The organism is Amorphus orientalis (assembly GCF_030814015.1).
Taxonomy (GTDB): Bacteria; Pseudomonadota; Alphaproteobacteria; order Rhizobiales; family Amorphaceae; genus Amorphus; species Amorphus orientalis.
Genome location: NZ_JAUSUL010000001.1, coordinates 347531 through 365334 on the forward strand (window position 1 = coordinate 347531; position 17804 = coordinate 365334).

Annotated in this window: 15 protein-coding genes; 7 read left to right on the forward strand and 8 right to left on the reverse strand. The window is 68.9% G+C overall.

What is annotated here, in order from left to right; genetic code table 11:
- Positions 1-23: 23 nt before the first annotated feature.
- The 4 genes from J2S73_RS01610 to J2S73_RS01625 are packed head-to-tail and all read right to left on the reverse strand — an operon-like array spanning position 24 to position 2840.
- On the reverse strand, positions 24-1259 hold the full coding sequence (locus J2S73_RS01610; RefSeq protein ID WP_306883675.1) for a CCA tRNA nucleotidyltransferase: 1236 nt from the start codon (positions 1257-1259) through the stop codon (positions 24-26).
- Positions 1249-1518, reverse strand: a complete 270-nt coding sequence (locus J2S73_RS01615; RefSeq protein ID WP_306883676.1) for a DUF6111 family protein — start codon at positions 1516-1518, stop codon at positions 1249-1251. The genes J2S73_RS01610 and J2S73_RS01615 overlap by 11 nt, the downstream gene beginning before the upstream one ends.
- Before the next feature lie 36 nt (positions 1519-1554).
- A complete protein-coding gene (locus J2S73_RS01620; RefSeq protein WP_306883677.1) occupies positions 1555-2226 on the reverse strand; it encodes a CoA pyrophosphatase in 672 nt (223 codons plus the stop codon).
- Positions 2223-2840 carry a DUF1285 domain-containing protein gene (locus J2S73_RS01625; protein WP_306883678.1) on the reverse strand — a complete coding sequence of 206 codons (618 nt, stop codon included), beginning with the start codon at positions 2838-2840 and terminating at the stop codon, positions 2223-2225. Before J2S73_RS01625 ends, J2S73_RS01620 begins: the two co-directional genes overlap by 4 nt.
- Positions 2841-3069: 229 nt before the next feature.
- Between J2S73_RS01625 and J2S73_RS01630 the strand changes: the two genes are divergently transcribed.
- The 4 genes from J2S73_RS01630 to J2S73_RS01645 are packed head-to-tail and all read left to right on the forward strand — an operon-like array spanning position 3070 to position 9898.
- A complete protein-coding gene (locus J2S73_RS01630) occupies positions 3070-4074 on the forward strand; it encodes an AAA family ATPase (RefSeq protein WP_306883679.1) in 1005 nt (334 codons plus the stop codon).
- 40 nt (positions 4075-4114) lie between these two features.
- Positions 4115-5017 (forward strand): DUF58 domain-containing protein, encoded by a 903-nt coding sequence (locus J2S73_RS01635; protein ID WP_306883680.1) that lies wholly within the window; start codon positions 4115-4117, stop codon positions 5015-5017.
- Entirely contained in the window at positions 5014-7809 is a 2796-nt protein-coding gene (locus J2S73_RS01640) for a DUF4159 domain-containing protein (protein ID WP_306883681.1), read from the forward strand. The genes J2S73_RS01635 and J2S73_RS01640 overlap by 4 nt, the downstream gene beginning before the upstream one ends.
- A gap of 16 nt (positions 7810-7825) precedes the next feature.
- Positions 7826-9898 carry a hypothetical protein gene (locus J2S73_RS01645; protein WP_306883682.1) on the forward strand — a complete coding sequence of 691 codons (2073 nt, stop codon included), beginning with the start codon at positions 7826-7828 and terminating at the stop codon, positions 9896-9898.
- A gap of 27 nt (positions 9899-9925) precedes the next feature.
- Here the strand turns inward: J2S73_RS01645 and J2S73_RS01650 are convergent, their stop codons facing one another.
- Entirely contained in the window at positions 9926-10429 is a 504-nt protein-coding gene (locus J2S73_RS01650) for a GNAT family N-acetyltransferase (RefSeq protein ID WP_306883683.1), read from the reverse strand.
- A 418-nt stretch (positions 10430-10847) separates the two neighbouring features.
- On the opposite strand from J2S73_RS01650, the gene J2S73_RS01655 reads away from it, so the two are divergent.
- Complete coding sequence (locus tag J2S73_RS01655) at positions 10848-12038, forward strand: GGDEF domain-containing protein (RefSeq protein ID WP_306883684.1); 1191 nt, start codon at positions 10848-10850, stop codon at positions 12036-12038.
- A gap of 9 nt (positions 12039-12047) precedes the next feature.
- Here J2S73_RS01655 and argE read toward each other — a convergent pair whose 3' ends face one another.
- A complete protein-coding gene (argE, locus tag J2S73_RS01660) occupies positions 12048-13205 on the reverse strand; it encodes an acetylornithine deacetylase (protein ID WP_306883685.1) in 1158 nt (385 codons plus the stop codon).
- Positions 13206-13379: 174 nt separating this feature from the next.
- Between argE and J2S73_RS01665 the strand changes: the two genes are divergently transcribed.
- Positions 13380-15149 carry an adenylate/guanylate cyclase domain-containing protein gene (locus J2S73_RS01665; RefSeq protein WP_306883686.1) on the forward strand — a complete coding sequence of 590 codons (1770 nt, stop codon included), beginning with the start codon at positions 13380-13382 and terminating at the stop codon, positions 15147-15149.
- 15 nt (positions 15150-15164) lie between these two features.
- Here J2S73_RS01665 and J2S73_RS01670 read toward each other — a convergent pair whose 3' ends face one another.
- Both J2S73_RS01670 and J2S73_RS01675 read right to left on the reverse strand, forming a co-directional pair.
- A complete protein-coding gene (locus J2S73_RS01670; RefSeq protein WP_306883687.1) occupies positions 15165-15989 on the reverse strand; it encodes a creatininase family protein in 825 nt (274 codons plus the stop codon).
- A 56-nt stretch (positions 15990-16045) separates the two neighbouring features.
- A complete protein-coding gene (locus J2S73_RS01675; protein ID WP_306883688.1) occupies positions 16046-16441 on the reverse strand; it encodes a RidA family protein in 396 nt (131 codons plus the stop codon).
- Positions 16442-16730: 289 nt separating this feature from the next.
- Here J2S73_RS01675 and J2S73_RS01680 point away from each other — a divergent pair, with 289 nt between their 5' ends.
- Positions 16731-17756 (forward strand): ABC transporter substrate-binding protein, encoded by a 1026-nt coding sequence (locus tag J2S73_RS01680; protein WP_306883689.1) that lies wholly within the window; start codon positions 16731-16733, stop codon positions 17754-17756.
- Positions 17757-17804: the final 48 nt, after the last annotated feature.

Genomic DNA, 17804 nt, shown 5'->3' on the forward strand with positions numbered 1-17804 from the left:
TCACCGCGACCCACCGCGCGGGATCAGCGTGTCGTTTCCAGCCTTTCCAGAAGCGCCGACCGATCGTGCCTGAAGTCGCTCGCGATCCAGATGTCCTCGAGCCGGCGCAGCGCGGCACCGAGCTCCGGACCGGAGGGCACGCCGGCCTTGATCAGGGTCTTGCCGTCGAGCGGAAAGGCCGGCGGGGTGAAGCGATCCGCCAGGTCGAACAGCTCCGGCCAGGGGGCGGCATGGGACGGGTCCAGGCTTTGCGCCCAGGCGAGCCGCACGCCGTCATGGAAGGCGTCCCGGCCGAGACGGTAGCGCAGGGCACGGGCCGGCTGGCCGGGGGCGACGGGAAAATGCGGAGCGGCGTCGACCGCGGCGCGCATCGTCTTCGTCTCCGCCTTGGAGAGTTTCAGCCGTTCGGCGATGCGCTCGGCGTCTTCGCGCAGACGCGTGCCGGCGGCAGCAATACGCAGGGCGGGCGTGGCACCCTCTCCGCGTTCCGCCTCCAGATGCGCCAGCCGGTCCAAGACGCCGGGATAGGCGATGCCGGCGAACACGATCTCGATGATCCCCGCCTCCGACATCAGCGTGAGGGTCTCGCCGGCCCGCCGTGCCGTGACCAGCCGTCGCGTCTCCTGGGCAATCCGCTCCGCCGAAAGCCTCCGGAGCCCGTCCCGCCCGCGGATCGAGGCCAGAAAGCCGTCGGGATCGGGCGGGCCCTCGCCGTAGTGCGCGTGGAAGCGGAAGAAACGCAGGATCCGGAGATAGTCCTCCTGCACCCGGCTGTCGGCCCGGCCGACGAAGCGGACCCGCCGGGCGCGGCAGTCGGGATATCCGTCCACCGGATCGAACAGCCGGCCGGTCCGGTCCACCGAAAGCGCGTTCATGGTGAAGTCGCGGCGATGGGCGTCGGCGGTCCAGTCCCGGCCGAAGCGGACGGTGGCATGGCGACCGAACGTTTCCACGTCCTCGCGCAGCGTCGTCACCTCGAACGGCGTGCCGTCGACCACCACCGTGACGGTGCCGTGGTCGATCCCGGTGGGCACGACCTTGAACCCCGCCGCCTCTGCGCGCGCAGTCACGGTCTGCGGCGGCGCGGTCGTCGCGATGTCGACCTCGTGGACAGGCTCGCCGAGCAGCGCGTTGCGCACGGCCCCGCCCACCACACGGGCCTCTTCTCCATCGACGTCCAGGATCGCGAGCAGCGCCTGGGTGGCCGGATGGCCGAGCCACTCCGCATCGGCCAGCGAGGGCAGGTCGTCAGTTGTCATCAAATCCGCCGGGGACCAGCTTGCCGTCCTCGAAGCGCAGCGGGTGATAGACCCCCGTTTCCTGGTCGCCCACCACGCCGAGGGCGAGGAACCCCGCGATCGACAGAATCAGTCCGGCGACCGCAAGCCAGTAGGGCATCGGGCCGATGAAATAGCTGGCGCGCGCGTCGGACAGCCCCCGGGTGACGGCGAGGAAGATGGCCCAGCCGATGAACGGCAGCAGGAACAGGATCAGTTGGACGAGGATGACGCGCACCATTTGGGCGATCCTTCGGGCTCGTGCGGGAAGGAAGCCTCAGCGATAGAGGCGTTCGAAGAGCGTGCGGACGATACCTGCGGTGACGCCCCAGATATAGCGGTCGCGATAGGGCATGGAATAGAAATAGCGGCGGCCCCCTTCCCACTCGCGGCTGTTGCGCTGGTGGTTGGACGGGGTCATCAGATGACCGAGCGGCACCTCGAAGACATCGGCGACCTCATGGGGATTGGCCCGGATCTTCGCGGCCGGATCGATCAGACCGACCACGGGCACGATCCGGAAGCCGGAGCCGGTCGCGTAGGTGTCGCCGTAGCCGAGCGGCTCCACCAGCGAGGGGGAGATCCCGATTTCCTCTTCCGCCTCCCGCAGCGCCGCGGCGAGCGGGTCCTGGTCGCCGGGATCGATCTTGCCGCCGGGAAGCGCGATCTGGCCGGCATGGGAGCTGAGCTTCTCGGTCCTCACCGTGAACAGGACGGTCGCCTCGGGATCCCGCTTCACGACGCCGAACAGGACGGCGGCGTCGCGCAGATGGGAGCCCTCGCCGACGGTATTCGGCAGATGAGGATTGAGCACGTGGTCGCCGGCGTTCGGCCGGTCGAGAACGAACCGGTCGAACGCGGTCAGCCGGCCGGACCGCGCCCGGATCGAGCGCCAGTCCGCCACGGTGTCCGTGCGGCCGCCCTCCAGGGCGGTACCATCCTGTCTCATCCGGCGAGACGCTCCAGTTCTGCCTGCCGCATCATCGGAAAGAACAGGCCGTTGGACCAGACGCCGAACCAGTCGACGCCGTCCCGTTCCTCGGTGGTGCCGAGGTCGACCAGTTCGTAGAGGAGCGGCCGGCCCAGACGGGCTTCCAGCCGGCCGCGGACCAGAAGATAGGGCTGAAGGCCGTCCGTGTCCGCTTCCTTCTCGAAGCGCAACGGATGTTCGGAGTCGATTTCCACCACGTCGCCGACATTCGTCCGGACCGTCAGCACCTGATCCCGGCCCGTGCCGGTCGCATGCAGCTCCACGCCGATAAAGGGGACGTCATCGACCGTGATCTCGATCTTCTCGACCGGCGTGACCAGGTAGGTGATCCCGTCGTCGTCGCGGCGCAGAACCGAGGCGAACAGCCGGACCAGCGGCTCGCGTCCGATGGGGGTACCGAGATAGTACCACAGGCCGTCCCGGGCGATCCGGATGTCGAGCTTGCCGCAGTGGGGCGGGTCCCATTTCTCCACAGGGGCCGCGCCGCCGCCGGATTCGGCGCGCCGGATCATGGCCTCCAGGCCGGAAAGGCCGGTGTTCACGTCGTGTTGATTGTCGGGTTCTCCGGTCATGTCGGTCGCTCCCGCGCTGCTCTGGCGACGGCGTGCAATGCCGCAATTCCGCCGTGCTTCAGGCTTTGGTCTCGTGCGTGGAACATAAGTTGCTACGAGCCGGATGGCGAGGATTGCGCGCCCCCCGTATGGGCGTGGCAGGGTAAAGACCCTAAACTCGTCACCAACACCGGATCCGGTTGCCGCCGTCCGATGGCGCGGCGCGGGACCTCGTGAGAGGGCAAGCTGAATGAGTGTGATGAACAAGCCGGACGACGTCGACGACGCTGCCATCGTGGCTGCGGCCGAAACCGCGGCGGAGCGCATGGTGGCCGCGCGCGAGGAGATCGGGCGCGTCATCTTCGGCCAGGAGGCGGTGGTCGAGCGCACTCTGGTCACCCTTCTGTCGGGAGGGCACGGCCTGCTGGTCGGCGTTCCCGGTCTCGCCAAGACGCGGCTGGTCAACACGCTGGGCACCGTGCTCGGGCTCGATTCCCGGCGCATCCAGTTCACGCCGGACCTGATGCCGTCCGACATTCTCGGCGCCGAGGTGCTGGAACAGGCCGCCGACGGCAGCCGCACCTTCCGCTTCATCCGCGGGCCGATCTTCGCCCAGCTCCTGATGGCCGACGAGATCAACCGGGCGAGCCCGCGCACCCAGTCGGCGCTGCTGCAGGCCATGCAGGAGAGCCACGTCACGGTCGCCGGCCAGTCCCATGAGCTGCCGCACCCGTTCCACGTGCTGGCCACCCAGAACCCGCTGGAGCACGAAGGCACCTATCCGCTCCCCGAGGCCCAGCTCGACCGCTTCCTGATGCAGATCGACGTGTTCTATCCGGAGCGCGAGGCGGAACGTCAGATCCTGCTGGAGACCACCGGCGCCGACGACGCGAACCCCGAAGCGGTTCTGCAGCCGGGCGAACTGGTCGACTACCAGACCCTGGTGCGGCGCCTTCCGGTCGGCGAATCGGTGGTCGAGGCGATCCTCGATCTGGTCCGCGCCGCCCGGCCCGGCGAGCTCGACGGCGAAGGCGGCGACATCGCGTGGGGACCGGGGCCGCGCGCCAGCCAGGCCCTGATGCTGACGGTCCGCGCCCGCGCCCTCATCGAAGGCCGGCTCGCGCCGTCCGTCGACGACGTGGTTGCGCTGGCCGAGCCGGTGCTGCAGCACCGTATGGCGCTCACCTTCGCAGCCCGTGCGGACGGCAAGACCGTGCGCGGCGTCATCGAGAAGCTCAAGGCGCAGATTGCCTGAGCAGCGACTGCACACTCCAGGGCGAAGGCGAGGATAGCGCGTGGCGTCTGATCGAAGCGGTCTATCGGCACAAGGCGAGGGGCAGGCGGCCCTTGCGTCCGCACGCTCGGTCGCCGCGACGATGCCGGACCTGCTCGTGGAGGCGCGACGCGTCGCCGCGACGGTCGCGATGGGCTGGCATGGCCGCCGCCGGGCCGGTCCCGGCGAGACCTTCTGGGAATTCCGTCCGTTCGAGACCGGCGAGCCGGCCCACCGGGTCGACTGGCGCCGGTCCGCGCGCGACGACGCCCTGTTCGTGCGCGAGCAGGAGTGGGAGGCCGCGCACACCGTCTGGCTGTCGGTCGACCGGTCGCCCTCCATGGCATTCGGATCGAAGCTGTCCCCGGTCACGAAGCGCGACCGCGCGGTGGTGCTGACCCTGGCGCTCGCCGACCTGCTGGCCCGCGGCGGCGAGCGGATCGGTCTCATCGGCGGAATGCGGCCCACCGCCAGTCGGGACGCCGCCGAGCGTGTCGCAGACGCGCTGATGCATCTGGCACCGTCCTCGGCCCTGCCGGAAACGGAACAGGTGCGCCGCTTTTCCGACGTGGTGGTGGTCGGCGACCTCCTCGATCCGCTCGACGAGATCGACGCGTGGATGCACAAGCTCGCCGGCACCGGCGCCCGGGCGCATCTGGTCCAAGTGCTCGACCCGGTCGAGGAGACGTTTCCCTTCGGCGGGCGGGCGGAATTCCGCGATCCGGAAGCTGGAACCACGCTGCTGGTCGGCCGTGCCGAGCGCTGGCGCGGTGACTATCGCCGGGTTCTCGAGGCGCACCGCGAAGCGCTGGCCGACCGGTGCCGGCGGCTGGGCTGGACCTTCCTCGTTCATCATACCGACCGCTCCGCCGCCGAGCCGCTGCTGGCATTGAGGGCGCGCATGGCCGCCGGAGGCAAGCCATGATCGCGTCCCTCGGCTTCACCGCGCCGATCGTCCTGACCGCGCTGGCGCTCCTGCCGGTGATCTGGTGGCTGCTCCGCGTGACCCCGCCGCGTCCGCAGCGGATCGCCTTTCCGCCGACGCGCCTGCTGATGGAACTGGCCAAGCGCGAGGAAACGCCCTCGCGCAGCCCCTGGTGGCTGATGCTTCTGCGCCTGCTTCTGGCCGCGCTGATCATCATCGCCCTCGCCGGTCCGATCTGGCGACCGGCCGCCGACGGGTCGATGCAGTCGGGCCCGCTGTGGCTCGTGGTCGACAACGGCTGGAGTGCGGCGGACGACTGGCCAGCCCGCAGCCGGGTCGCCACGACGCTCCTCGACGAGGCCCAGAGCGCCGGCCGTCCGGTGGTTCTGGTGGGCACGGCGGACGGGTCCGGCCAGCCGGTCGAGCCGGCCGCTGCCGGCGACGTCCGCGACCGGCTCGCCGCGCTAGAGCCCCGGTCCTGGCCGGTCGACCGCGCCGCACTGGTTCCCCTGGTGGAGCGCATGGGGGCCGCATCGACGCCGGGAAGCGTTGCCTGGCTCGCCGGGGATGTCGGCGGCGAGGGGGCGGACGCCTTCGAGACCGCACTGGCATCGGCGGCGGGTGACGCGCCGATCCGGGTCTACCGCTCAGGCGCGCCGGGCCTGGTCGCCCTGGCCGGTGTCGACAACGCCAGCGACGGCATGGACGTGCGGCTCCTGCGGCTCGACGGGGCGGCGCCGGAAACCGTGGAAGGAACCGTCGTCGCTCGGGACCGGCGCGGGTTCTCCCTCGCCGAGGCGCCGTTCGCGTTCGCCGACGGAGCGACCGAGACAACCGTCCGTTTCGATCTGCCGGTCCAGCTCCGCAACGATATCGCCCGGGTCGACGTGCCCGGATCGGAAACCGCGGGCTCGGTCCAGCTGATCGACGACCGCTGGCAGCGCCGGGCCGTCGGACTGGTTTCGGGTGGATCGGCCGATCTCGCGCAGCCGCTTCTGTCGCCGCTTCACTATCTGGAGCGTGCGGTCGGACCGTTCGCGGAAGTGCGCGAGCCGCGCAGTTCCGACCTGGCTTCGGCCGTGGATCAACTGGTCGACGGCGGGGTGTCCGTCATCATGCTGGCCGATGTCGGCACGCTGGTCGGATCGACCGAGGAGACCCTTTCCGGGTTCGTGCAGGACGGCGGCGTGCTGATCCGGTTCGCCGGGCCGCGCACGGTCGAAGGCGTGGACGCGCTGGTCCCCGTTCCCATGCGCGAAGGCGCGCGGGTGCTGGGCGGTAGCCTGTCCTGGGAAGATCCCCAGCCGCTCGCCCCGTTCGACGAGACCGGACCGTTCGCCGGTCTGGAGACACCGGACGACGTCTCCGTGACACGTCAGCTTCTCGCCGAGCCGTCGGCCGTGCTGCCCGACCGGACGTGGGCGAGCCTCGCCGACGGAACGCCGCTGGTCACGGCCCGGGGGTTCGGGAACGGCTGGCTCGTTTTCTTCCACGTCACCGCCGACACGACCTGGTCGACCCTGCCGCTGTCGGGAACCTTCGTGGACATGCTGCGCAAGCTGATCGGCCTGGCGGGAACGCCGCCCGGCGGCGAGGGGCAGGTGAGTTCCGCGCCGCTGCCGCCGCTCAGGGTGCTCGATGGCGCGGGTCAACTCGTGCAGCCGGGACCCTCCGTGCGTCCGCTTCCGGCCGGCGCGGTGGCCGAGGTCGCGCTCGGTCCGGAGCATCCCCCCGGCCTCTATGGCACCGAGGACGGCTTCCGGGCGATCAATCTCCTCGGACCCGACGACGGCCTCGCGCCCCTCGATCTCGGTCCGCTTGCCGATCGCGCCGTGATCACCGACTACGCCAGCGAAGGGCCGGTCGATCTGAGGGGTTGGGTGCTCGGCGCGGCTTCGGTCCTGCTGCTGCTTGATGCGCTTGCGGTTCTGGTGCTGTCCGGCGGGCTCGGGCTTGGCCGGCGCGAGGCGACGGCCGCCGTGATGCTGGCCGCCCTGGCCCTGGTCGTGACGCCGACGCCGGGGTTTGCCCAGGACGACGGCTTCGACATGGAGGCGGCGCTTGCCACCCGCTTCGGCTACGTGCTGACCGGCGACGACGCGGTCGACGAAACCAGCCGGGCCGGGCTGTCGGGCCTGTCGATGTTCCTCGCCCGGCGCACCGCGCTGGAGCCGGCCGAACCGATGGGCGTGGACCTGGAGGAGGACGATCTCGCCTTCTTCCCGCTCCTTTACTGGCCGGTGACCGAGGATGCCGCCCGGCCGACCGACGAGGCCATGGCCAAGGTCGACGCCTACATGAAGAACGGCGGCACGATCCTGTTCGACACCAAGGACCAGATTTCCGCCGGCACCCGGGTCGACCGGCTCGGCGCCAGCCCGGCTACGCTGCGCCTCAGGGCCATCCTCGACGGCCTCAACATTCCGCCGCTGGAGCCGGTGCCGCCGGACCACGTGCTCACCAAGGCGTTCTATCTGCTGCAGGAGTTTCCCGGACGATGGGCCGGCGGCCCGCTCTGGGTGGAGGCGCTCAGCGCCGACGTGACCGCTTCGGACCGGCCGGCGCGCTCGGCCGACGGGGTCTCGCCGATCATGATCACCGCCAACGACTTCGCCGGCGCCTGGGCGATCGGCACCGACGGCCAGTTCATGTTCCCGACGGTGCCGGCCGATCCCTTCCAGCGGGAAATGGCGATCCGCACCGGCATCAACATCGTGATGTACACCCTGACCGGCAACTACAAGGCCGATCAGGTGCACATTCCCGCCCTGCTCGAACGGCTCGGCCAGTGAGGATGATGTCCGCCCGATGACCTGGTCGCTCAGTTTCGATCCCCTGGTCCCGACCGTTTTCGTGATCGTGTTCGCGGCGATTGGCGCCGCCCTCGTCCTGGGCGGGCTGGTGCGCCGGGTGAGGGGCGCCGTCGTGCGTGCGCTGGCCGTCGCCGCGCTTGCCGTGGCGCTGCTCAATCCGTCGCTCCGGGAGGAAATCCGCACTCCGCTGTCCAGCGTCGTCGCCGTCGTGGTCGACGAAAGCCAGAGTCAGACCATCGGCGAGCGCGCGGCTGAAACGGACCAGATCCGCGAACAGGTCGTGGCCGAGCTCGGGGCGATCGACGGTCTGGAGGTCCGCACCGTCGTCGTCGGCCGGGATGGCGGCGCCCAGGCGGACGGCACCGAACTCTTCGCCGCCGCCTATGACGCGCTGTCGGACGTTCCGCCCGACAGGGTCGGCGGCGCGCTCTTCATCACCGATGGCCAGGTCCACGATGCGCCAGGACCCGACGCCGAGGCGGGCATTGCCGGGCCGGTACACGGCCTCATCACCGGCCGCGAGGGCGAGATCGACCGCCGTATCGTGCTGGAACGGGTGCCCCGGTTCGGGCTCGTCAATTCGACACCGTCCATTGCGCTCCGGGTCGAGGACCGGGGCGGACGCACCGGCGCGACGGCTGAGCTGACCGTGCGCCGGGACGGCGAGGAGATCGAGACCCGCTGGGTTCCGGTCGGCCAGACAGTGCGCATCCCCGTGGAGATCGCCCACGGCGGCAACAACATCTTCGAATTCGACGTCGAGCCCCGGGACGACGAACTCTCCGACGTCAACAACCAGGCGGTCGCCATCGTCGACGGCGTCCGCGACAATCTCCGGGTCCTGCTGGTGTCCGGCGAGCCCCATGCCGGCGAGCGCACCTGGCGCAATCTCCTGAAGTCCGATGCGTCGGTCGATCTGGTGCATTTCACCATTCTCCGTCCGCCGGAAAAGCAGGACGGCACGCCGATCAACGAGCTGTCGCTGATCGCCTTTCCGACCCGCGAGCTGTTTTCGGAGAAGATCGACGAGTTCGATCTGATCGTGTTCGACCGCTATCACCGCCGCAACGTGCTGCCGTCGCTCTATTTCGACAACATCGCCCAGTACATCCGCAACGGCGGCGCGGTGCTCGTCGCCGCCGGTCCGGACTACGCCAACCTCCAGAGCATCTATTACACGCCGCTGGCCGACGTGCTTCCCGGCGAGCCATCGGGCCAGGTTCTGGAAGAGCCCTACTACCCGGAAGTCAGCGAGCTGGGTGAGCGCCATCCGGTGACCCGCGACCTGCCCGGCGCGGCCGGAGATCCGCCGGACTGGAGCCGCTGGTTCCGTCTGGTCGACGCCATGCCCACCACCGGCGACACGATCATGGTCGGTCCGGAAGACCGGCCGCTCCTGCAGCTGGCCCGCCAGGACGAGGGGCGTATCGCGCTGATGCTGTCGGACCACGTCTGGCTCTGGGCGCGCGGCTACGAAGGCGGCGGCCCGCACGTGCCGCTGCTGCGCCGTCTCGCCCACTGGCTGATGAAGGAGCCCGAGCTGGAGGAAGAAGCGCTTCGGCTTTCCTCCGAGGACGGCGATCTGGTGGTCGAGCGCCAGACCCTGGGCGACGAGGTCGCACCGGTGACGGTCACCGCACCCGGCGGCGAGGAGCAGGAAGTCGTTCTGGAGGCGGCAGAGCCCGGGCTGTGGCGCGCCCGCGTGCCGGTGGACGAGGTGGGCCTCTACCGCGCCGCCGACGGCGACAAGACCGCCATCACCCACGTCGGTCCGCCGAATCCGCGCGAGATTGCCGACCTGCGCTCCACCACGGAGCGGATGCAGCCTGCGGCGGACGCCACCGGCGGATCGGTCCGGCGCGTCGCCGACGCCGGCTCGATCGATCTGCCGAGCGTCAGCATGCGCGACGACGGCGAGCGCATGGGCGGCGTCGGCTGGATCGGACTGAAGCGCTCCAGCGCCAGCTCGCTGGAGGGCGTGCAGCAGATTCCGCTCTTTTCCGGCTTCCTCGGACTGGCCGTGCTGCTCGGCGCGATCGGAGCCACCTGGTACCGGGAAGGGCGCTGACCCGGGCGGGTGCCCGGCCGTGGCGTATCAGCGGCCGCGGATGCTGCGCGCCTCGCCCTTGATGTCGTGGGCGCTGTCGCCGAGACGGGCCGCCAGCAGGCGCCTTGGATCGACGGGCCCCGGCAGAGTGATCGCTCCGGGCGTCACCAGCTCGAATCCGAGCGGGGCGTAATAGGGCGCATCTCCCACCAGAAGCACCAGCCGGTGGCCGAGTGCGGCGGCTTCCTCGACGGCCACCCGCACGAGACGGCGGCCGATGCCGCGCCCTGAGACCTCCGGATTGACGGCGAGCGGACCGAGGAGAAGCGCATCGTCGCCGCCGATCGCGATCGGCGTCAGGCGTACGGAGCCCATCAGCCGGTCGTCGGTCAGCGCCACGAAGGAGAGCGCCGGGTCGTGGGGGACACCTTCGCGCAGCCGGTAGGCGGTTCTGGCGAACCGGCCGGGGCCGAAGGCGGCGTCGTTGAGGAGATCGATGGCGGGGCAATCGCCGGGCTGTTCAAGCCGAATCGAGAAGAAGGGGTCGGTCACCGGGCCGAATCCTGCCTGCGGACTGTGCGGCATCCGTCAGGCATTGCAGGTGTGTCCCGACGAATCAAACGCTCTGGCACGCCGGTCGCCCGGACCGGGCGCGGCGATCGTCCGTCGTTCGTCGTCGGGTCTGCGAGCCCCGCTCGGCGTGCGCCAGGCACGTCCGTCCGGTCTCGACCTGGGCAACACTCATGCGGCCAAGATGCTCCATCGGCACAGAAAACGCGGTTGGCTACCATGCCGACCGGTGGCTGTCCACGAGAAGCCATTGCGCGGTGCACTCTCCGGTCTGCGCGGGGCGCCGTACGCGCTTGCCGGGACCGGACAACCTGCGCATGGTGCAGGCGGAAGGACCGCGACGGGGCAGGCAGCACGGCCCGTCCCGTTGGGGCCATCCGATCGGTCGGAAGCGAGGTCAATGAGTTTCGACGTCGGCACCCTCTACGCAGCGATGGTTCTGGTGTTCGCACTGGTCGGCCTGCTGCTGATCTGGGCCTGGATTCAGAAGGAGGGCGGCAACGCGCTGATCTGGTGGGCCGCGTCCTTTTTCGTGTCGACGTCCGGCGTCGTTCTCCTGGGGGACTGGGACGTGCTACCGGACCTCTGGTCCGTCGAAGTGGCGCTGTCGCTGCTGGTGCTCGGTCACGGACTGATCTGGGCGGGCGTGCGCTCGTTCGCGGGCCGAAGCATCCCGTGGTTCGGAATCCTCGGCGGGGCGATCGTCTGGATGATCGCGTACCAGACCCAGGAAGTGCAGGGCTCGACCGACGACCGGGTCGTGATCATGTCGCTGCTGGCGGCGCTCTACACGGCTGTGACGGCCTGGGAAGTCGCGCGCAGCGAGGCATTCGCGCTTCGCGCCGGCCGGGCCGCCTTCGGCCTTCTGGTCCTGCATGTCCTGTTGCTCGGCCTGCGGATCCCCGTGGCCGACGTCTTCCCGCTGCCGTTCCGGGAAACCAGCGTCGATCTGCATCTGGCGCTTCTGACCATCGAGCCGATGCTGTTCGCGGTGGCGCTCGGCTACATGCTCCTGGTCATGACCCGGGAGCGGATGGAGCGGCGGGACCACATGGCGGCGCTGATCGATCCGCTGACGTCGATCCTGAACCGGCGCGGCTTCTTCGAGGCTGCGGGGCGGGTCCGGTCGCGGTCGATCAAGCATTCCGAGCCGATCGCCGCCCTGCTGCTCGATCTCGATCACTTCAAGCGGGTGAACGACACCCACGGCCATGCCGCGGGCGACGAGGTCCTCCGGGCGTCCGTGGCGCGCATCCGCGAGACGCTGCGCACCCACGACGTCTTCGGGCGCATCGGAGGCGAGGAGTTCGCCGTGGTGTTCAGCGAGGTCGACGAGACGGACGCTCAGGCGTTCGCCGAGCGTCTGCGCGCGCGCCTTGCAGCCGAACCGGTCGTCTGGCGCGACGTTCCGATCGAGGTCAGCGTCAGCATCGGCGTGGCCGTTGCGGGCGCGAGCGAGAAGAGAGTGGAAGCGCTGCTGGAGGACGCGGACCGTGCCCTCTACGAAGCCAAACGGCGGGGACGAAACTGTGTGGTGCTTGCCGATACCAGGCGGCGGCCGATCGACAAACCCGCCGGCGGGCCGGTCTGACCGCCGGGATCAGGACAGCTCGGCGATGAGCCCGCGCATGAAGGCCGTTCCGGCGTCGAGCTGGTCGACGGTCAGATATTCGTCCGGCTGGTGGGCCTGGTCGATGGAGCCGGGGCCGCACACCACCACGTCCCAGCCCGGTTCGCGGTATTGGCCCGCTTCGGTGCCATAGGAAACCGCATGGACGCCGTTGTCCCCGGTGATGCGCCGGCACAGGCTTTCCGCCTCGTTGCGGGGCTGCGGGACCAAGCCGGGGACGTGAGCCCGGATGGCGACTTTCACCCCGGCGTCGGGGTCGACCGCCTTCATCCGCGGTTCGATCGTCTCAGTGACGTAGGCCCGGTAGCGGTCGAGATAGTCGTGCGGATCGTCGTCGGGAAGCGCCCTGATATCGGTGACGAAACTGCAGTCCCGGGCGACGATGTTGTGGGCCGTCCCGCCGTTGATCATGCCCGTATGGATCGTGGTGAAGGGCGGATCGAACGGGCAGTCGGCGACCGGGTTCGCCATGTTGTGGGCCAGCATGTCGTCGAGATAGGTGACCAGCCGCGCGGCGTTGGTGACGGCGGAGACGCCGAGATGGACCTGGCTGGAATGGACCGGCTTGCCGCGCACGTTGGTGGTGAACGAAAAGGTCGTCTTCTGGCCGGTGACGACGCGCATCGAGGTCGGTTCGCCCACGATGACGGCGGACGGGGGCGGGAGATGCGCGGCCATGTCGGCGATCATCGACGGCGCCCCGAGACAGCCGACCTCCTCGTCATAGGAAAGCGCCAGATGGATCGGCCGCTCAAGTCCCGCCCCGGCCATTTCCGGCACCAGGGCGAGCGCGATGGCGACGAACGCCTTCATGTCGGCGGTGCCGCGCCCGATCAGCCGGCCGTCCCGCTCGATCACAGTCCACGGATCGCTGGTCCACGGTTGGCTTTCCACCGGCACAACGTCGGTATGGCCGGAGAGCACCACGCCCCCCGCGACCTTCGGTCCGATGGTGGCGTATAGGTTCGCCTTGTCGCCGTCCTTGTCGTAAATGTAGGTGGCGTCGATCCCGTGCGCGGCGAGGTGAGTGCGGATGAATTCCAGAAGCGACAGGTTGCTTTCGCTCGACACGGTCGGGAAGGCAACGAGGCGGTCGAGCATCTCGCGCGCGGACAAGTCTGAGGACACGAGCTTTTCCTTGCAACCCGGGCACGGTGCCGGCGTTTTCTCTTCGCTTTCCGCCGCGCCTTGTCGCGATCGCGAAAGCTGCGCAGCGGCCGGTCGGGTGGATCTTCTGCCGCATGAGCGATGGGCAGGGACGACTCTATCCTCTTCTGGTCGTTGGCGGGAGGCCGTCGGACGGTGATCTCGATCTTTCGTGGCCGAAACCTTGCCCGCCGATCGCCGCTGGCCGCGACCGGCCCCGGCGCAGGCCACGTGCTGCAGCGCCTGCGGCTGGCAAGCGGTCTCGTCCTCTTCGCCTACGTGTTCATTCATTTCGTGGGCCATGCGCTCGGCATCGTTTCGCTCGCGTGGATGGATGCGGCCGCCTTCGTCCAGGATCTGATATGGCGCTCCGTTCCCGGCACTGTGCTGCTCTACGGCGCGCTTGCGACCCATGTGGTGCTGGTGCTGATCAAGGTGGCCCGGCGGCGCACGATCCGCATGCCGGTTTGGGAGGCACTCCAGATCATCCTGGGCCTGCTGATCCCGTTCTGGCTGGTGACCCATGTGGTGGGGACGCGGGGTCTCGAAGAAGTCTTCGGCATCGAGGACACCTATCGCAGCGTTCTCACACTGCTGTGGCCGGATCTGCTCGGCTTCCAGACGACGCTTATGCTGCTGGTCTGGGTCCACAGCTGCATCGGCCTCCATTTCTGGCTGCGGCTCAAGACCTGGTACGCGACGGCGGCCCCCTGGCTTCTCACGGTCGCAATCGGGATGCCGCTGCTTGCCAGCTGGGGATGGATCGAGGCCGCCCGCCGGCTGGCGCTGGCGGGGGAGCGCCAGAGCAACCTGACGGAGGAAGCGTTCCGGTGGTCGGCCGGTGTGGTGGAGACCACCCGCGTGATCTACGCGGTCTGCGCGATCCTGGCGCTGGTGATCATTCCGTTCGCTGCGGCCGCGCTCAGACGCGGGTGGAGCGGCATCCGTGTCACCTATCCGGGCGATCGGGTCATCTACACGCTGCCCGGCCCGACGCTTCTCGAGATCAGCCGCTCCGGACAGATCCCGCACGCCTCCGTCTGCGGTGGCCGGGCGCGCTGCTCCACCTGCCGCACGCGCATCCTCGCGGGGGGCGACAAGCTTCCGCCGCCCAGGCCGACCGAGGCGCGCGTGCTGGAACGGATCGACGCGGCGGAGGATGTGCGTCTTGCCTGCCAGGTGCGGCCACGCTCCGACATCAGCGTCCAGCCGCTGTTTCCGACCCGCGAGACGTCCGCGCCGCTCGAAGCGGCGTCGGAGAGCTACCGCTGGGGGGTCGAGCAGCGTGCGGCGATCCTGTTCGTCGACATGCGCGGCTTTACCGCCTTGTCGGAACAGCGCCTGCCCTATGACGTGGTCTATCTGCTCAACGAATATCTGAACACCATGAGCGCCGCGGTCCGCGCGAACGGCGGCTACGTGGACAAGTATATCGGCGATGCGGTCATGGCGATCTTCGGCATTTCGGAGGGCGAGGAGGCCGGTTGCGGCATGGCGCTGTCGGCGGCGGGCGACATGGTGCGCGGACTTGAACGGCTGAACCGGACGTTCGCGCAGCACCTGTCCGAGCCGCTGCGGATCGGGATCGGGATTCACGCCGGGCCGGTGGTGCTCGGACGAGTGGGCGCGATCGAGGACAAGCGCATCCAGGGCCTGACCGCGCTCGGCGACACGGTGAACACGGCCAGCCGTCTGGAGGCGGCGACCAAGGAACTCGGGACCACGCTGGTCTTCTCCGAGGCCGTCGCCAAGGCGGCGGCTGCGGACGTGTCGGCGGCCCGGGCCACGGAACTGACGGTGCGCGGGCGTGTCGACGCGCTCAAGGTCTACGCGGTCGACGATCCGACGAGCTATTCGCGCGCAAATGTGCGTGCGTCCAAGGGGCACGCGGGCCGTCTCTGGCGTTGGGTTCGCAAGGCGAGCTAATCCGGTCGGACGGGTTCACTCCGGCCCGACGCGGGCGAGCCGGGTGACGTCGAACCGGTGCATGTCGGCCAGAAGCTCGATGATGCCGCCGGCGGCATGGTCCAGGGCGATCCGGCCCTTTTCGGCGCTGGCTGCGGCCGCGTTGCCCACGGCGCCCGACGGGTGGAGATCCTGGGCCATCCAGCCGAAGCCGGTCGGCCCGTGGGCGCGCAGATGGTCGAATTCCTCGATGAAATCGAGCTGGGTGGACCGGAAGTCCCGGGCCTGGTCTATGCGGACTTGGTCCGGCCTGAGGTGCAGCATGACCGAGGTCTCCAGATCGTGGCCGTGGATGCCGTAGACCGCTTCTTCCGGATCGAAGACGCCTTCGGGCGTCGCGAATCGGAACCATCCGGTGTGGACCGCAAGCATCCCGAACCGGACGCGCAGCTCCCGGATCACCACGTCGATCAGCGGCACGTTGCCCCCATGGGCATTCAGGATCAGGAGTTTTCGCACGCCGGCGCGGTGGACGCTTTCGCCGATCTCGATCCAGGCCCGGATCACCGTGTCCCAGGAGAGCGTGAGCGTACCGGGCGAGGCGATGTGCTCGTTCGATTTGCCGATTGCCTGCACCGGAAGCATGGTCACCGGAAGATCGTCCGGCAGGCGCTCCACCACGCGGGCCACCACGCCCTCGGCGATGGCGGCATCGGTCGACACCGGCAGGTGGGGGCCGTGCTGTTCGATCGCCGCGACCGGCAAAACCGCAATCCAGGAGGAGGTCTCGGCCGCCGCGAAGGTCTCGGTGGTCATGTCGGCCCAGTAACGGGCCGGTACGGGAGTGGGCTGGTGCGCCATGGTGGGTCCGAGGGCTGGTGAAAGGGGCGGGGGCGAGGGTGGCGGGCGCGTCGTCGTCAGGAAGCTGTCCTTGCGGCCGCCATGGCCTCGACCTCGACCTTGAATTCCGGTCGCGAGAAGCCCGAGACGATCATCAGCGTCGAGGCCGCAATGTGGGATCCGATGAACCGGTCGCGGGCGCGCATGTATCCGGCGAGGCAGCTCCGGTCGACCACATAGGCGTTGAGACGGACGATGTCGCTCACCGCCATGTCGGCTGAGCGGAGGATCTCGGCGATGTTGGCGAAACAGATCTCCGCCTGCGCCTCGACATCTTCAGGGACGCTGCCGTCGGTCGAGGCGCCGAGCTGGCCGGAGCACACGAGCATCCGGTGGCCCTCCGGGATCTCGATCCCGTGGGCATAGTTGGCGAAGGGCGCGCGAATGGTCGGAGGCGTGTGGTTGTGCAGCACGGCGGACGCGACGCTCCCTCGTTGAACGGCCGGACAAGTACATCGGAGCGAACGTAAAGGCTTTCGCAGCGCGGGGGAATGCGGTCGGCGGCGTGTGGGGTCAGGTTCGCAGTTGTCGTCCGGCGGCCGGGCCCTATCTCGAAACGAACCGGCGTCGACCGGACTTTAGCCATGGCGCTTTTCTGTGCGATCTGGCATGACGGTTGCAGTTTCGCCGAGGGGAGCCGCGCGGGCCGGACGCTTGTCCGAAAGCCGGGTGGCCGGGGACAAGCGAAGGACATCCGAACTCATGACACGCGCAAATGCTTCCGCGACATCCGTTCTGTCAGCCGCAGTGGCTCTGGTTGCGCTGCCCGCCGCGGCCGTGGCCCAGGAACAGGTGTCCTTCGGGACGAACTGGCTGCCTCAGGCAGAGCACGGCGGCTACTATCAGGCGGTCGCCGACGGCACCTACGAGGACTGCGGCCTGGAAGTGACCATCCTGCCCGGCGGTCCGCAGGTGAACAACCGGGCCCTGCTGCTCGCTGGCAAGATCCAGTTCCATATGGGCGGCAATCTGATTCAGGCGTTTTCCGCGATCGAGCAGGACATTCCGCTGAAAGTGGTCGCGGCGCACTTCCAGAAGGAACCGCAGGTTCTGATGACCCATCCGGACCAGGGCCTGGACACCTGGGAGAGCTTGAAGGACATCAAGCTCCTGATGGGGGACAACGGGTTCCAGTCCTATTATCAGTGGATGATCGCCGCCTACGGCTTCTCCGCCGATCAGCGCGAGCCCTACACGTTCAACCCGGCCCCGTTCGTCGCCAATCCGCGGGTGGGGCAGCAGGGCTATGTGACGTCCGAACCCTACGCGATCGAGCAGGTCGGCGGCTTCGTGCCCAACATCTTCCTTCTCGCCGATTACGGCTTCGACACCTACGCAACCACTGTCGAGGTGATGACCGAGACGATCGAGGAGAACCCGGAAGCGGTGCAGTGCTTCGTCGATGGGTCTGCGATCGGCTGGACCAATTATCTCTACGGCGATCCGTCGGCCGGCGACGAACTCATCCTGGCCGCCAATCCGGAAATGACCCCGGAGCAGCTCGCCTTCTCGCGGGAGAAAATGAGGGAGTACGGCATCGTCGATTCCGGCGATTCGCTCGAACTCGGCATCGGCGCGATGACGGAAGAGCGCTACAACAGCTTCTACGAGAAGATGGTGGATGCCGGTGTCGTGCCGGATGGCCTCGACGTGGACTCTTCCTATACGCTGGAGTTCGTCAACAAGGGGGTCGGTCTCGACCTCCGCAAGTCACTGACCGGAGAATGAGCCGCCGGACAATCGCACCAACCGGCGCAACGGGGTGGATAGTGGCGC

Bases quoted from the DNA above. Each gene is read 5' to 3' on its own strand.
- J2S73_RS01610 (WP_306883675.1), bottom strand. From the start codon at position 1,259: ATGACAACTGACGACCTGCCCTCGCTGGCCGATGCGGAGTGGCTCGGC.
- J2S73_RS01615 (WP_306883676.1), bottom strand. From the start codon at position 1,518: ATGGTGCGCGTCATCCTCGTCCAACTGATCCTGTTCCTGCTGCCGTTC.
- J2S73_RS01620 (WP_306883677.1), bottom strand. From the start codon at position 2,226: ATGAGACAGGATGGTACCGCCCTGGAGGGCGGCCGCACGGACACCGTG.
- J2S73_RS01625 (WP_306883678.1), bottom strand. From the start codon at position 2,840: ATGACCGGAGAACCCGACAATCAACACGACGTGAACACCGGCCTTTCC.
- J2S73_RS01630 (WP_306883679.1), top strand. From the start codon at position 3,070: ATGAGTGTGATGAACAAGCCGGACGACGTCGACGACGCTGCCATCGTG.
- J2S73_RS01640 (WP_306883681.1), top strand. From the start codon at position 5,014: ATGATCGCGTCCCTCGGCTTCACCGCGCCGATCGTCCTGACCGCGCTG.
- J2S73_RS01645 (WP_306883682.1), top strand. From the start codon at position 7,826: ATGACCTGGTCGCTCAGTTTCGATCCCCTGGTCCCGACCGTTTTCGTG.
- J2S73_RS01655 (WP_306883684.1), top strand. From the start codon at position 10,848: ATGAGTTTCGACGTCGGCACCCTCTACGCAGCGATGGTTCTGGTGTTC.
- J2S73_RS01670 (WP_306883687.1), bottom strand. From the start codon at position 15,989: ATGGCGCACCAGCCCACTCCCGTACCGGCCCGTTACTGGGCCGACATG.
- J2S73_RS01680 (WP_306883689.1), top strand. From the start codon at position 16,731: ATGACACGCGCAAATGCTTCCGCGACATCCGTTCTGTCAGCCGCAGTG.